A 13,319-nucleotide genomic window follows, 5' to 3' on the forward strand; every position below is an offset into this window, starting at 1 on the left:
GTGACGCCCCATGTCGGCACGGAGTGCCGGCATGAGTGAGGTGGTTTACAACCGCATCGCCATGCTGCGGACGGAGCGGGGAATCTCCCGCCGCCAACTGGCCGAGGCACTGGGCGTGCACTATCAGACGATCGGCTACCTGGAACGGGGCGAGTTCAGCCCGAGCCTTCACCTGGCCCTACGGATCGCCCGCCATTTCGAGGTCCCGGTGGAGGTGGTCTTCTCCGCCGAGCCGTTCCCCCGGCTCGGTGACACCGCCGCCACGCCCGCCTCCCGGCCTGAGTGAGGCACTGCACCGAGCTCAGGGTTTGCTGTCGCGGTAGTACGCCGCCGCGCCCGGATGCAACGGCAGCGGCGAGGTGGCGATCGCCGAGCGGGGGCTCATCCGGCCGGCCGCCGGATGAGCGGCGGCCAACTCGGAGCGTCGCTCCATCAGCAGCCGGGTCACCTCGCGGACCAGATCCTCCGGCAGGTCGGCCCGGACCAGCAGGTAGTTGGGGTTGGCCACGGTGGTGACCGGGTCGATGCCGTACACCGAGCGGGGCACGTCCCGCGGCACGTACACCTCCGGGTTGCTCCGACGCAGCGGAACGGTCCACTCGCCGAGGTCCACGATGCGGGCGGGATTGTCCCGGGCGAACTGGGCGACGGCACGCACCGGCAGCCCGCCGGAGAAGAAGAACGCGTCGATCTCACCGTTCTGTAGCGCGACCACCGAGTCGTCCAGGCCGAGCGGTAGGCGGTGCACCTGGTCGTCCAGCTTGGCCACGGTGAGCAGCCGGCTCACCGTGATCTCGGTCCCCGACCCCGCCGCGCCGACCGACACCCGCCGACCCCGCAGGTCGGTCAACGTCCGCACGGGGCTGGCGGCGGTGGTGACCAGGTGCAGCAGGTCGTCGTAGACCCGGGCGACCGCCACCACCGGCGGGTCCGGCCCCGGATCGGCGGGCAGTACGTCGGCCTGGGTGAACCCGAGTTCGGCCGCACCGGCGTTGAGCAGCCCCACGTTCTCCGCCGAGGCGGCGGTGACCAGCACCTCCGCCCGCACGTTGGGCAGCTCCCGGTTGAGGATGGTGGCCAGCGACTGGCCGAAGGCGTGGTAGACGGCGGTCGGGCTGCCGGTGGCGATGCGGATGTGTACCGGTTGGCCGGGATCATCCCGACAGCCGCCGATGCTGGGCAGCACCAGCAGCACGGCCACGAGGACAGCCACACGGGAACCGTGCCGCCGGGATCGGGCGGCGTACCGGGTACGGGTCACGGGCAGCACTGTGCGCCGCCGGACCCCCATGACGCAACCCCGGGGCGGCGGGATTCATGTCGACCGCGATCGCGCGGTCAGGCGACCGGTCTCTGCCCAGCCACCTCGCTGGCGTGCCGCAGGATCCGATCGCGGTCCGGGCCGTGGGCGACACTGACCAGATAGCAGCCGGTGCCGGGGCGCAGCAGCGCCGGAACGTCGAGCAGCGCGGCACCACGGACCAGCACGGCGGCCAGTTCCCGATCGGTGATCCGCACGCCGAGGATGTGCCGGCGGACGTGTCGTCCCCCCGCCAGCAGCGCGGCCCGCCAGGCAGCGGCGGCCAACCGGGTGCGCCACTGCCGGCGCGCGGTCGAGGCGCCGGGCACCGGGCCGCCGAGCAACTCCCGCCGGCCACGCCGCCAGCCGTTCTCCATCATCGCCGTGTACGCCAACCGGCGCTCGCCGGGCACGTACAGCCGGTGCAGTTCGTAGCGGCGGCGCAGCCCGCCGACGGCCAGCTCGTGTCGGGCCGGGATGTCGAGTCGGTCGAGCAGTTGCCGCGTCCGTCGCGCCGCCTCCTCCCGGTTGAACTCGATCGTCGCCGGAAAGCCGGGCTGCTGTCCGCCGTGCCGCTGGCCGGGGATCGCCGGCGGCGGCATGCAGCGCAGCAGGCAGGCTGTTTCGAATGCGTCGGCGAGGGTCGTCCAGTCCAGTGGCGGCTGGGTCGCCGGCGGACGGGGCCGGGCGAGCAGGGTCGGTTCAACCACCGGAGGCCTCCTTGCGGCGTCGGTTCCCCTTACGGTGACCCGTGACGCCCGCCGGTGGTACCGATCCGGCCCAGCCTTGAGCAAATCTTGCGACTGGTTACAGCTCGGCAACCACGACGTCGACCTGGCGGGGGCGGCCCGGGGACACCGGTTGCTCACACACGGCGTACTTCAGGTCACGAAGGGCGGCCACCAGGGCGTCGGCGGTGCGCGGCCGGGCGCCGGCGAGCAGCAGGTCACGGACCAGCCGCCCCTTGGTGGCCTTGTTGAAGTGGCTGACCACCGAACGCACCGGTACGCCGTCGACCTCCCGCTCGTGCAGGATCCGCACGGTGACGGTGCGGTCGGCGACTTCGCCGCGGGGGGTCCAGGCGGCGGCATACGCGCCGGAGCGCAGGTCCAGCACCGGTCCGGCGCCGGTCGCCGTGGTCAGCACGGGGCCCAGGACCCGCCGCCACAACGCCGGCAGCGCGCCGATGCCGGGTATCCGAGCCCCGATCGGGCAGCGGTACGGCGGGATCCGATCGGTCAGCCGTACCGCCCCCCACAGGCCGGAGCTGACCAGGATCTGCCGCCCGGCGGCGCGTTGGGCCGGCGGTGGCAGGGTGGCCAGGTCGAGGGCCTCGTAGAGCACGCCGGTGTAGATCCGGCCGGCCGGTGCGGTGGCGGCCTGTTCCAGCCGGGCGTTGCGGCGCAGCTCGCCGTGCTGGCCAGCGCCGAGTCCCAGTGCGGCCAGCGCCACCTCCGGCTCGGCGGCGCTGAGCGCGACCAACGCGGCCAACACCTGCGCGCGCACGGGATTCAGCTCCGGCAGCGAGAGCCGCTCCAGGTCCAGCCGGCGGCCGGTGCCGGCGTCGGCCTTGCCCTCCGAGGGCGGCAGCAGGATGAGCATGGTGACTCCTCGACGCCCGGTCCGCACCACGCGCCGGGCCCGGCCAGGGTACGGCCACCGCCCTACCGCCACGGCCGCACGGGCGTCGCCGGGTGGTACACGCGATACCCACCGACCTCGGCGAGCAACGCCGCGTCGGCCCGGTCGCCGAGCAGTTCCCGCAGCCGCCGGTCGGCCGGCGTGTCGACCGCCAGCACGTACCCGGGCCGCGCGGCACGGGCCAGCCGGGTCCAGTACGCCGGATAACGGTTGAAGCCGGGCAACAGGTCGCCGTCGAGAACTCCGCAGACCACCTGCTCGGCAGTGTTGAAGACGAGCCGGTTGCAGGTCCAGTACTCGCCGTACACCTCACGCAGCCCGATGCCTCGGACCGTAGCGGCCATCGCCTGTGCCTGCCACTCCTCCCGGCGGCCCGGCATCGTGCCGACGGTGGCGAAGAGCACCGTCGCCGCCAGCGACGCCGCCGCCAACGCGGCCAGCACGGCGGTGGCCAGCGCGCCGGCCAGCCGGCCCACCACACCGACGGCACCCCGCCAGCCCGCCACCGCCCAGCGCCACAGCGGCCACAGCACCGCCGGCAGCGACAGTTGCAGCACCGACAGGTAGCGGGCGTTGCCCACCGGATCGGTCGCGGCGAGCGGGCTGCGCACGTACGACAGCAGGGTCAACGCCGCACCGGCGACCAGCGCGAGATGCACCACCGGCGCGACCCGCTCGTCCCGCCCGCCGGCCCGGCGGTACGCGACCACCGCGACCACCGCCGCGACGACCAGCAGCACCGGGTAGAGCAGGCCGAACCACTCCTGCCACCGGCCGCAGCCGGTCAGCGGGCAGAGCCCGCTGGCCAGCGGCACGCCCTCCAGCAGCCCGCCGTCCAACCGGCGCGACCACCCGGGGACCGCACCGGTGCCGCCGCTGATCGAGCGCAGCACCGACAGGGAGTCCTTGCCGGGCGGGGCGACGAGATTGTCGTAGATCATCGGGGCGACCCCGACGGTGAACCCGGCGACCAGCAGCAGCCCGGCAACGCCGAGCAACTCCCGGCGGAGCACCCAGACCAGCGCAAGGGCGACCGCCGCCAGGTACGGCACGATCAGCCAGTCCGACCAGAGAGCCAGCCCGGCGAGCAGCCCGAAGCCGCCGACGGCCAGCCACCGGCGCCGGACGGTCCGCTGGGCCAACCCGAGCACGAGCAGCAGCATCACCAGCACCGCGACCTTGACCTCCGGCCGGCCGCCGACAGTGGTCACCTGGTCGCGGATGACCCGCTCGGTGCCCAGCGCCAACAGCCCGACGACCAACGTGGCGAACCACGGCGAGCCGATGCGCCGGGTCAGCCGATGCATCAGCCAGAGGAACAGCGCGTAGAGCGCGAGCACCGGCAGCCGCAACACCGGCCAGCTCGGCCCGGTCACCGCGAGCAGCGGCGCGGCCAGGTAGGACTGCAACATGCCCATGTAGTGCTGGCCGTAGAGAAAAACGGGATACTCCCGGCCCTGCGCGATGTGCAGCGCGGCCAGCCCGAAGGTCGCCTCGTCGCTGTTGCCCGGCGGCACGGTGTCCAACATCAGGAACAGTCGGTAGCCGATTCCGGCCAGCCCGAGCAGCAGCGCGACGAACGCCGCCCGGTCCAGCCCCCGCACCCAAACCCCCTCCGCTGTAAGGAAGGGCCCCCTATTAACGCCTCGTGTATAGGAAGGGCCCCTTCTTAACAACTGGCGTACGGGGATCGCGGATGCGGCGGTGTGGCGCCCGAGCCGGGCGGCGGTGCGGCCGACGCGAGCCGTCGGTGCCGGGCGGCCGTGGGCGGCGGTGCGGCCGACGCGAGTGCCCGGTGCCGGTGGCCGTGGGCGGCGGTGCGGCTCGCGTGGCCGAGGTCGCCGGGGTGTGGCAGGGTTGCAGCGTGCCACCCACTCCCGCTGGTCAACTGGCCGTACCGAACCTGCACCGGGCCGCGCGGATCGAGGACGCCGTGCACGCGCTCGTCGAGCGCCGGTTGCGACGGACCGGCTGGCGGATCAACATCATCGCGTACACCGGTTACGGCGCGCCCGGTTGGCTGCGGGTGATGTGCCGGGTGCTGCTGGGACGGCCGGACACCCGCCAGCGGGGCCGGCTGGAGAAGGTACGGGGCTGGCGCAGCTTCGCCACGCTGCCGGCCAAACACGTCACCGTGACCATCGAGACCGGTGGGGTGGTCCACGAAGCGCAGGCGGATCGCAGCGGCTTCGTCGACACCGTGGTGGAGGCGGACCTGCCGCCCGGTTGGGGTTCGGTACGGCTCAGCACGCCGGACGCCGAGGCGGTCGAAGCCCCCGTACGCATCCTGGACCCGGAGGTCCGCTTCGGCATCCTCTCCGACATCGACGACACGGTGATGGTGACCGCGCTACCCCGTCCGCTGCTCGCCGCGTGGAACACCTTTGTCCTGGACGAACACGCTCGGACGGCGGTGCCCGGCATGGCGGTGCTGTACGAGCGGTTGGTGACCGCCCACCCCGGCGCCCCGGCCTTCTACCTGTCCACCGGCGCGTGGAACGTGGCCCCGACGCTGACCCGGTTCCTGTCCCGGCACCTCTACCCGGCCGGGCCGCTGCTGCTGACCGACTGGGGGCCCACCCAGGACCGCTGGTTCCGCAGCGGGCGGGAGCACAAGCGGGCCACCCTGGCCCGACTGGCCAAGGAGTTCCCCGACGTACGCTGGCTGCTCGTCGGCGACGACGGGCAGCACGACCAGGAGATCTACCGGGAGTTCGCCGCCGCCCATCCGGACAACGTGGCCGGCGTGGCGATCCGCCGCCTCTCGCCCACCCAGGCGGTGCTTGCCGGGAGCCTGCCCGTCCCGCACGACCGTCCCAGCGAGGGGCCGGTGGGGCAGAAGTGGCTCTCCGCCCCCGACGGCGCCGGCCTCTGGACCCTGCTGCGCGACGCCGGCCTGGTCTGAGCTTGCCTCCCGCCTCGCCGATCGCGGCCACCCGGTCCTTGTGCGGGCGGGTCTCGCCGGTGCGGGGGTCTCCGTGGTGCGGGCGGGTCTCGCCGGTGCGGGGGTCTCCGTGGTGCGGGGATCTCCGTGGTGCGGGGATCTCCGTGGTGCGGGGCGGGCGGGGCCTTGCGTCCGGCCCTGCCCGCCCGCGCTCGCCGGCGTCAGCCGTCGGTCCCGGGCGCCGGCGTCAGCTGCCCGGCGTCAGCTCGACCGCGCCCGTGCAGCCGGCCAGCGTACGCCGATCTTCGAGCAGGTCGATGACGGCCTGCCGGTTGGCGATCCGGGCTTCCGACAGCGCGTCCGGGTTCTGCCGCTGTCCCGCGATGAAGGCGAGGTTGTTGCGGACCGCGCCGTCCAAGCCGTCGCAGTCCTCCGCCGCGCCACCGTTGAGCGCCGCGTTCGGATCCGCGTCCGGCACCTCCACCTCGCCGGTGCAGCCGGCTGCCGCGCGGCGCTGTTCGAGCTGGTCGATCACGGCCTGGCGGTTGGCGATGCGGGCTTCGGAGAGCGCGTCGGGGAACACCAGCTGATCGGCGATGAACGCCAGGTTGTTACCGACGGCGGTGTCGAGACCCTCGCAGCTCTCACCCGCCTGGCTCGTGCCGGTCGCCACCGCGAAGGCCACTGCCAAAGTCACCCCGATCGCCGCGACCCCGGCGATCTTTCGTTGCCGGGGTGAGGTCCCGCCCCTCCCGGTCGTACGTCTGCTGCTCGCCATCAATCCTCCGCCTCGTCGCGTCCCTAGCCCTCCGAGGTACGGACACAGACGGCTGCCGGTTCACGTACGGCGGTGCGCGCGCGTTGATCGCGCGTGTTAATAAGGGGCCCTTCCTCTACACGAGGCGTTAATAAGGTGCCCTTCCTTTCACGTCGGGCGGAGCCAGAGGGCGGCGAGTGGGGGGACGCGGAGGGCGGCGGAGGCGGGTTGGCCGTGCCAGGGGAGGGGCTCGGCGTGGACGGTGCCGAGGTTGCCGACGCCGGAGCCGCCGTAGTGGTGGGAATCGGTGTTGAGGATCTCCGCCCAGGCCCCGGCGGCCGGCAGGCCGAGCCGGTAGCCCTCCAGGGGGCGCGCGGAGAAGTTGGCCACGCAGACCAGGGCCGTGCCGTCGGGCGCGATCCGGATGAAGGAGACGGTGTTGTTGGTGACGTCGTCGCCGGCGAGCCAGCGGAAGCCGGCGGGGGAGGTGTCCTGCGCCCACAGGGCGGGGCTGTCCCGGTAGGCCCGGTTGAGGTCGGCGACGAGACGCTGCACGCCGGCGCGGGCCGGGTCGTGCAGGAGATGCCAGTCGAGGCCGCGCTCCTCACTCCACTCCCGGTCGTCGGCGAGCTCGCAGCCCATGAAGAGCAACTGCTTGCCCGGGTGCGCCCACATGTACGCCAGCAGCACGCGTACGTTGGCCAGCCGTTGCCACATGTCGCCGGGCATCTTGCCGAGCAGCGAGCCCTTGCCGTGCACCACCTCGTCGTGGCTGATCGGCAGCAGGTAGTTCTCACTGAAGGCGTACGCCAGGGAGAAGGTGAGCTGATGGTGGTGGTGCTGCCGGTAGATCGGGTCCTTCGAGGTGTAGAGCAGGGTGTCGTGCATCCAGCCCATGTTCCACTTGAACCCGAAACCGAGCCCGCCGTCGCTGGTCGCCCGGGTCACCCCAGGCCAGGCGGTGGACTCCTCGGCGATCATCACCACCCCGGGGTGGTGCTTGTAGACCGTCGCGTTGACCTCCTGCATGAACGCGATGGCTTCCAGGTTTTCCCGGCCGCCGTACTGGTTGGGCGCCCACTGCCCGTCGGCGCGGGAGTAGTCCAGGTAGAGCATCGAGGCGACCGCGTCCACCCGCAGCCCGTCGACGTGGAACTCCGTCAGCCAGTACAGCGCATTGGCGACCAGGAAGTTGCGCACTTCCCGCCGCCCGAAGTCGAAGACGTACGTGCCCCAGTCGGGGTGCTCGCCGCGACGCGGGTCGGGGTGCTCGTACAGCGGAGTGCCGTCGAAGCGTGCCAGGGCCCACTCGTCGCGCGGGAAGTGCGCCGGCACCCAGTCCAACAGCACCCCGATGCCGGCGGCGTGCAGTCGGTCCACCAGGTAGCGGAAGTCGTCCGGGTCGCCGAAGCGCGACGTCGGGGCGTAGTAGCCGGTCACCTGGTAGCCCCAGGAGCCGCCGAAGGGATGCTCCATCACCGGCAGGAACTCCACGTGGGTGAAGCCCAACTCGAGCACGTACGCGGTCAGCTGCTCGGCCAACTCCCGGTAGCCCAGGCCGGGCCGCCACGAGCCGAGGTGCACCTCGTACACGCTCATCGGCTCCTGGTGGGGTTGGCGCTTCGCCCGCCGCGCCAGCCAGTCCGCGTCGCCCCACTCGTACGTCGAGCGGTGCACCACCGAGGCGGTGGCCGGCGGCACCTCCGCGTACCCGGCGAGCGGGTCGGCCTTGTCCCGCCAGTGCCCGTCGGCACCGAGGATCCGGAACTTGTACCGGGCGCCGACGGACGCCTCGGGCACGAAGATCTCCCACACCCCGGTCGAGCCCAGCGAGCGCATCGGCCAGCCGTCGTCGGGCGCCCAGCCGGTGAAGTCGCCGACCACGCGTACGCCCCGGGCGTTCGGCGCCCAGACCGCGAACGCCACGCCGCCGTCGAGCACCCGGGCGCCGAGCGCCTCCCACAACCGTTCGTGCCGGCCTTCGCCGATCAGGTGCAGGTCCAGCTCGCCGAGGGTCGGCGGGAATCGGTACGGGTCGTCGTGGCGCACGCCGTCGACGTCGAGCCGGTAGTCGAGCACCTCGCCGGGGACGCTCGCCTCGAAGACGCCGGTTTCGTGCACCCGCGTCATCGGGTGCCGCTTGTCGCCGACCAGCACGTTGACGTCGCTCGCGCCCCGGCGCAGGGTGCGGATCACCGTACGCCCGCCGGCCGGGTGCGCCCCCAGCACAGCGTGCGGGTCGTGGGTCTCCCCGGAGATCAGCTGCTCCATCGGGTGTCGTCCTTCTGGGCGGGAGCGGTCGGTGCGGTGCCGCCGAACAGGTCGACGGGCACCTCCTGAACGGTGGCCGGCTCGGCGCCGGCCGGACCCGGCGCCCCGGCGTCCGCCGGCCCGGACGCCGCCGCCGTGGCCGCAGCGGTCGGACGGCGCAGGGTGAACACGTGGGCGGGTTGCAGGTACGGGTCGAGGCGTACCGCGTTGCGTTGCCCCCAGTCGTAGCTCGCCCCGGTCAGCTCGTCGTGCACGGTGAACCGGTCGTGCCAGCCCAGCCCCAGCGCCGGCATGTCCAGCGTGGTGTTGCCCCACTGCACGGTGTGCGAGTCGAACGAGCAGACCACCAGCACCGTATTGCCGCTGGTCGGATCCCGTTTGGACCAGCAGAGCAGCGCCGGGTTGTCGATGTCGTGGAAGACCAGGTTGCGTAGCCAGCGCAGGGCCGGGTTGTCCCGGCGGACCCGGTTGAGGGTGGCGATGAACGGTGCCAGGGACCGCCCCTGCGCCTCCGCGTCGGCCCAGTCGCGAGGTCGCAGCTGGTACTTCTCGTTGTCCAGGTATTCCTCCGCGCCCGGCCGGGCCACGTGCTCGAACAGCTCGTAGCCGGCGTACATGCCCCACGAGGGGGAGAGCAGCGCGGCCAGCACCGCCCGGATCTTGAACATCGGCGGGCCGCCGTGCTGCAACGTCTCGTGCAGGATGTCCGGGGTGTTGGGCCAGAAGTTCGGTCGCATGTAGTCGGCCGCCGCGACCAGCTCCGCGCAGTACTCGCGCAGGTCGGCGGCGGAGGTCCGCCAGGTGAAGTACGTGTACGACTGGGTGAAGCCGACCTTGGCCAACCCGTGCATCATCGCCGGTCGGGTGAACGCCTCGGCGAGGAAGAGCACCCCGGGGTCGAATTTCTTGACCTCCCAGATCAGCCAGTGCCAGAAGTCCACCGGCTTGGTGTGCGGATTGTCCACCCGGAAAATCTTCACGCCCTCGCCGACCCAGTGCCGCACCACCCGCAGGACCTCCGCCCGGATGCCCTCCGGGTCGTTGTCGAAGTTCAGCGGGTAGATGTCCTGGTACTTCTTGGGCGGGTTCTCCGCGTACGCGATGCTGCCGTCGGCCCGGGTGGTGAACCACTCCGGGTGCTCGGTCACCCAGGGGTGGTCCGGCGCGCACTGCAACGCCAGGTCCATCGCCATTTCCAGGCCGTGCTGTGCGGCGGCGGCGACGAAGGCGCGGAAGTCCTCCGGCGTACCCAGGTCGGGGTGGATCGCGTCGTGCCCGCCCTCGGCGGCGCCGATCGCCCACGGCGAGCCCACATCGTCCGGCCCGGCGACCAGACTGTTGTTGGGGCCCTTGCGGTTGACCCGGCCGATCGGGTGGATCGGCGGCAGGTAGAGCACGTCGAAGCCCATCGCCGCCACCCCGGGCAGCCGCTGGGCAGCGGTGGCGAAGGTGCCGGAGCGGGCCGGTTCGTCGTCCGTGGCGAGGACCGCGCCTTCGGAGCGGGGGAAGAATTCGTACCAGGCGGAGAAGAGGGCCCGCTCCCGGTCCACCCAGATGCGGTACTCCTCGCCGGTGGTGACCAGATCCCGCACCGGGTGCTCCCAGAGCAGGTCGGCCAGCTCCAGCGCCGGGCCGGTTCGTTCCGACAGCGGCCGGTCGGCGTCGCGCAGGGCCTTGATGGCCTCGTCGAGGCTTGTCCGGTCGGCTTTGGGTATCAGTTCGGCGGCGGCGCTCAGCACGCGTACGCCCTCGGCCAGGTCGTTGGCCAGATCCACCGCGCCCTGGCCGGCGGCGATTTTCTTGGTCACCGCGTTGTGCCAGGTCAGATAGGGATCGCTGAACGCCTCCACGGTGAAAATCCACTCGCCGACCGTGTCGGGTGTGATGGTGGCGTGCCAGCGGTCCTGGCCGGGCTCACCCGGCCGCATCCGGGTGAACGGCCGCGCCCGCCCGTCCGGGCCGAGCCACACCACGTTGCAGCCGAGCGCGTCGTGCCCCTCGCGATAGGCAAGTGCCGACACCGGCACCAGCTCGCCGACGACAGCCCTGGCCGGGTAGCGCCCGCAGGAAACGACGGGGGAGACGTCCTCGATCGGAAACCGTCCACTCACCCGGTCCAACCTACTGCGGCAGCCCGCCTCCCGCTCGTCTGACCACCAAACGAGATCTTGGACCCCCACGACCCACCGAAGGGCTGAACAGCCCCCGGAGGGGCGTCCTTAACGGTAGACCGAACCGCCTCGCCCGATATATCCCGACCGTCACCCCTACTACGGTGGATCTTGGACTCGGAAGGCCCCTCTGGGGGCAGAAAGTGTCCAAGATTGCCTGCTGGGAGTGATGCGACGATCCGCGCGCTCGCAGGCCGCGTGCTCCGCGTTCGCGGCGGCGCGATGATCCACACAACTTCGCCGAAGTTGCTGCTTCCTTGGTGGATTGACACCGCAACTTCGCCGAAGTCGTGTGGATCAACCGATCCGGCCGGGTTGAGGAGCGCGTCGGGCGAGTGGGCGGGATCAGGCGGGTGGTTCGTCCGCCACGAAGGAGCCCTTGCCCTGGTGCACCTCGATCCAGCCCCGCTCGTCGAGGATCCAGAGGGCTCGCTTGATCGGGTTGTCGGACGAGTTGTACTGGCGAGCAAGTTCCGCGATCGTCGGGAGCTTGTCGCCGGGCTTGAGCGTGCCGCTTCGGATCGATGCGGTGACGTCATTGATTACCTGTTCGTACACAGGCTTGCGGGGCATGTGAACCGCCTCTCGTCAGCCCGTCCAGATTCTCACCAACTGCGATCTGCCATGGACCCTGTGTTGACTCTGGATCCTCAGGGTCCTAAGTTGCTCTGTGTCAGGAGCGCTCTCGTCAGCAGCGGAGTGCCTTCAAGTGGGCGGGCTGGCTCCCCGTGCTGCCCCGCCCTGAGCTGCACATTTCCTCCAACCGTTAGGAGGCACAGATGCGTGAACGCCCGCACGACGGGCCGTTGCCGTCGGCGAGCTCGGTTCCCGGGGCGCGGCCCCCGCACCCCGACGGCGCGATCGGGTGCCCTGTCCGCCCCGCCCCGCCCGAGCACCGCTCACCCGCCGGCGGTACGCCTACCGTCTCGGCGCGGCGGTGCTCGTACTCCTGCTGCTCGCGATCTGGGTCGTGCGGTGAGGGGCAGGCGGTGAACGAGTTGCCGGTGGGCCGGCGGGTCGCGCAGTGGCGGGTCCGGCGCAACATGACGCAGCAGCAGTTCGCCGACCGCCTCGGCAAGTCCAAGAGCTGGGTGGACAAGGTCGAACGTGGGGTACGCCGGCTGGAGCGGGTGTCCAACCTCCGGGAGATCGCCGACGCGCTCCGGATCGACGTGCAGGTCCTGCTCGCGGAGCGGCCCGCGCATCCGGCACCCGCCGACGCCGGTGTGGAGCGGATCCGGGCCGCCCTGGCGCGGTACCACGTCGAGGGAGCACCCCGGCCGCCCGACCTCGCGCAGTTGCGGGCCAGCCTGGAGCACGCGAAGCAGAGCTACCGGCACGCCCGGTACCCGGCGCTGCTCGCCCTGCTGCCCGGCCTGCTTGACGCCGTGCGGGTCGCCCGACCCGGTCGGGCCACCGACGCGCTGCTGGTGCCGGTGTACGGCCTCATCGCCCTGACGCTGATCAAGGTGGACCAGGGCGAGTTGGCGTGGCTGGCCGCCGACCGGGGGATGGCCGTCGCCCTGGCCACGGAGGATCCGCAGGTGAGTGCCGTCGCCACCGTACCGCTGTGTCAGGCCCTGCGCTACTGCGGCCGCAACGGGGCCGCGCTGCGGGCCGCCGTCGTGGCCGCCCACCGCCTCGTGCGGTCCGACTCGGGAGCCGTTGCCGGGCTGGACCGGGCGGCAACGCGCGAAGCCGGTGCCCGGTCATTGCGCGGGACGCTGCTGCTCCAGGCCGCCCTGGCCGTCGCCGACCGGACCGACCACGACAGCGCCCGGAAGCTGGTCGACCAGGCTGTCGAGGCCGCCGAGGTCGGCAGCTACGGCGGCGGGGGGTTCGGCCCCGCGGCAGTGCAGGCGGTCCGCGTGCTCGTCGAGGCCGCCCGTGGAGATCTTCCGACGGCGACGGTACGTCACGAGCGGCTGCTGGCCGGCGAGCGATGGCGGTGGCTGCCGCCCGAGCACCGGGCCGCGTACCTGCTCGACGTGGCCCGAATGTACGCCGCTACCGGGGAGATGGCTTGTGCGGGCCGGACGCTGCTCGAGGCGGAAGGCACCGCCCGCAGCGAGGTGCACGAGCGTCCGGCTGCCCGCGATCTGGTCGCCCTCGTGGCCGGCTCCACCACTGCCCCCGCTGCCCTGACCCGCCTCGCCGCAACCCTCCGCGCCACCTGATTTCCGTACAGATCTTGGACACTTACCGTTATGCGTGGCCGTGGCGGCGGCGTGACGCAGACCGGGCACATGTCCACCGACGCCCTGATGGAGTTGCTGCGCGGCGAGCGGTGCCGGT

General features: G+C 72.1%; 11 protein-coding genes. 3 read left to right on the top strand and 8 right to left on the bottom strand.

Annotated features, from left to right (window positions below; all coding sequences use genetic code 11):
- The first annotated feature begins 31 nt into the window (after window positions 1-31).
- Window positions 32-286, top strand: coding sequence for a helix-turn-helix transcriptional regulator (locus Vqi01_RS14950; protein ID WP_204035394.1), 255 nt, complete (start codon window positions 32-34; stop codon window positions 284-286).
- 15 nt (window positions 287-301) lie between these two features.
- Here the strand turns inward: Vqi01_RS14950 and Vqi01_RS14955 are convergent, their stop codons facing one another.
- The 4 genes from Vqi01_RS14955 to Vqi01_RS14970 form a co-directional block, all read right to left on the bottom strand.
- Window positions 302-1,291 (bottom strand): TAXI family TRAP transporter solute-binding subunit, encoded by a 990-nt coding sequence (locus tag Vqi01_RS14955; protein ID WP_204035395.1) that lies wholly within the window; start codon window positions 1,289-1,291, stop codon window positions 302-304.
- A gap of 47 nt (window positions 1,292-1,338) precedes the next feature.
- Complete coding sequence (locus tag Vqi01_RS14960; RefSeq protein ID WP_204035396.1) at window positions 1,339-2,010, bottom strand: hypothetical protein; 672 nt, start codon at window positions 2,008-2,010, stop codon at window positions 1,339-1,341.
- A 97-nt stretch (window positions 2,011-2,107) separates the two neighbouring features.
- Complete coding sequence (yaaA, locus tag Vqi01_RS14965) at window positions 2,108-2,902, bottom strand: peroxide stress protein YaaA (protein WP_204035397.1); 795 nt, start codon at window positions 2,900-2,902, stop codon at window positions 2,108-2,110.
- A 62-nt stretch (window positions 2,903-2,964) separates the two neighbouring features.
- Window positions 2,965-4,545, bottom strand: coding sequence for a glycosyltransferase family protein (locus Vqi01_RS14970; RefSeq protein WP_204035398.1), 1,581 nt, complete (start codon window positions 4,543-4,545; stop codon window positions 2,965-2,967).
- A 260-nt stretch (window positions 4,546-4,805) separates the two neighbouring features.
- Between Vqi01_RS14970 and Vqi01_RS14975 the strand changes: the two genes are divergently transcribed.
- Window positions 4,806-5,846 (top strand): App1 family protein phosphatidate phosphatase, encoded by a 1,041-nt coding sequence (locus Vqi01_RS14975; protein WP_204035452.1) that lies wholly within the window; start codon window positions 4,806-4,808, stop codon window positions 5,844-5,846.
- A 226-nt stretch (window positions 5,847-6,072) separates the two neighbouring features.
- Here Vqi01_RS14975 and Vqi01_RS14980 read toward each other — a convergent pair whose 3' ends face one another.
- The 4 genes from Vqi01_RS14980 to Vqi01_RS14995 all read right to left on the bottom strand — a co-directional run bounded on the left by Vqi01_RS14980 (window position 6,073) and on the right by Vqi01_RS14995 (window position 11,597).
- The gene (locus Vqi01_RS14980) at window positions 6,073-6,603 is read right to left on the bottom strand and encodes a hypothetical protein (protein WP_204035399.1); all 531 of its coding nucleotides are present in this window, start codon (window positions 6,601-6,603) and stop codon (window positions 6,073-6,075) included.
- Window positions 6,604-6,750: 147 nt separating this feature from the next.
- Window positions 6,751-8,853 carry a 1,4-alpha-glucan branching protein GlgB gene (gene glgB, locus Vqi01_RS14985; RefSeq protein WP_204035400.1) on the bottom strand — a complete coding sequence of 701 codons (2,103 nt, stop codon included), beginning with the start codon at window positions 8,851-8,853 and terminating at the stop codon, window positions 6,751-6,753.
- On the bottom strand, window positions 8,841-10,964 hold the full coding sequence (locus tag Vqi01_RS14990; protein WP_204035401.1) for an alpha-1,4-glucan--maltose-1-phosphate maltosyltransferase: 2,124 nt from the start codon (window positions 10,962-10,964) through the stop codon (window positions 8,841-8,843). Before Vqi01_RS14990 ends, glgB begins: the two co-directional genes overlap by 13 nt.
- Before the next feature lie 405 nt (window positions 10,965-11,369).
- A complete protein-coding gene (locus Vqi01_RS14995; RefSeq protein WP_204035402.1) occupies window positions 11,370-11,597 on the bottom strand; it encodes a winged helix-turn-helix domain-containing protein in 228 nt (75 codons plus the stop codon).
- A 416-nt stretch (window positions 11,598-12,013) separates the two neighbouring features.
- Between Vqi01_RS14995 and Vqi01_RS15000 the strand changes: the two genes are divergently transcribed.
- On the top strand, window positions 12,014-13,201 hold the full coding sequence (locus Vqi01_RS15000; RefSeq protein WP_204035403.1) for a helix-turn-helix domain-containing protein: 1,188 nt from the start codon (window positions 12,014-12,016) through the stop codon (window positions 13,199-13,201).
- The last annotated feature ends 118 nt before the right edge of the window (window positions 13,202-13,319 follow it).

The sequence above is a fragment of the Micromonospora qiuiae genome (assembly GCF_016863555.1).
In the GTDB taxonomy this organism is placed as follows: domain Bacteria; phylum Actinomycetota; class Actinomycetes; order Mycobacteriales; family Micromonosporaceae; genus Micromonospora; species Micromonospora qiuiae.

Bases quoted from the DNA above. Each gene is read 5' to 3' on its own strand.
- Vqi01_RS14950 (WP_204035394.1), top strand. From the start codon at position 32: ATGAGTGAGGTGGTTTACAACCGCATCGCCATGCTGCGGACGGAGCGG.
- Vqi01_RS14955 (WP_204035395.1), bottom strand. From the start codon at position 1,291: ATGGGGGTCCGGCGGCGCACAGTGCTGCCCGTGACCCGTACCCGGTAC.
- yaaA (WP_204035397.1), bottom strand. From the start codon at position 2,902: ATGCTCATCCTGCTGCCGCCCTCGGAGGGCAAGGCCGACGCCGGCACC.
- Vqi01_RS14980 (WP_204035399.1), bottom strand. From the start codon at position 6,603: ATGGCGAGCAGCAGACGTACGACCGGGAGGGGCGGGACCTCACCCCGG.
- glgB (WP_204035400.1), bottom strand. From the start codon at position 8,853: ATGGAGCAGCTGATCTCCGGGGAGACCCACGACCCGCACGCTGTGCTG.
- Vqi01_RS14995 (WP_204035402.1), bottom strand. From the start codon at position 11,597: ATGCCCCGCAAGCCTGTGTACGAACAGGTAATCAATGACGTCACCGCA.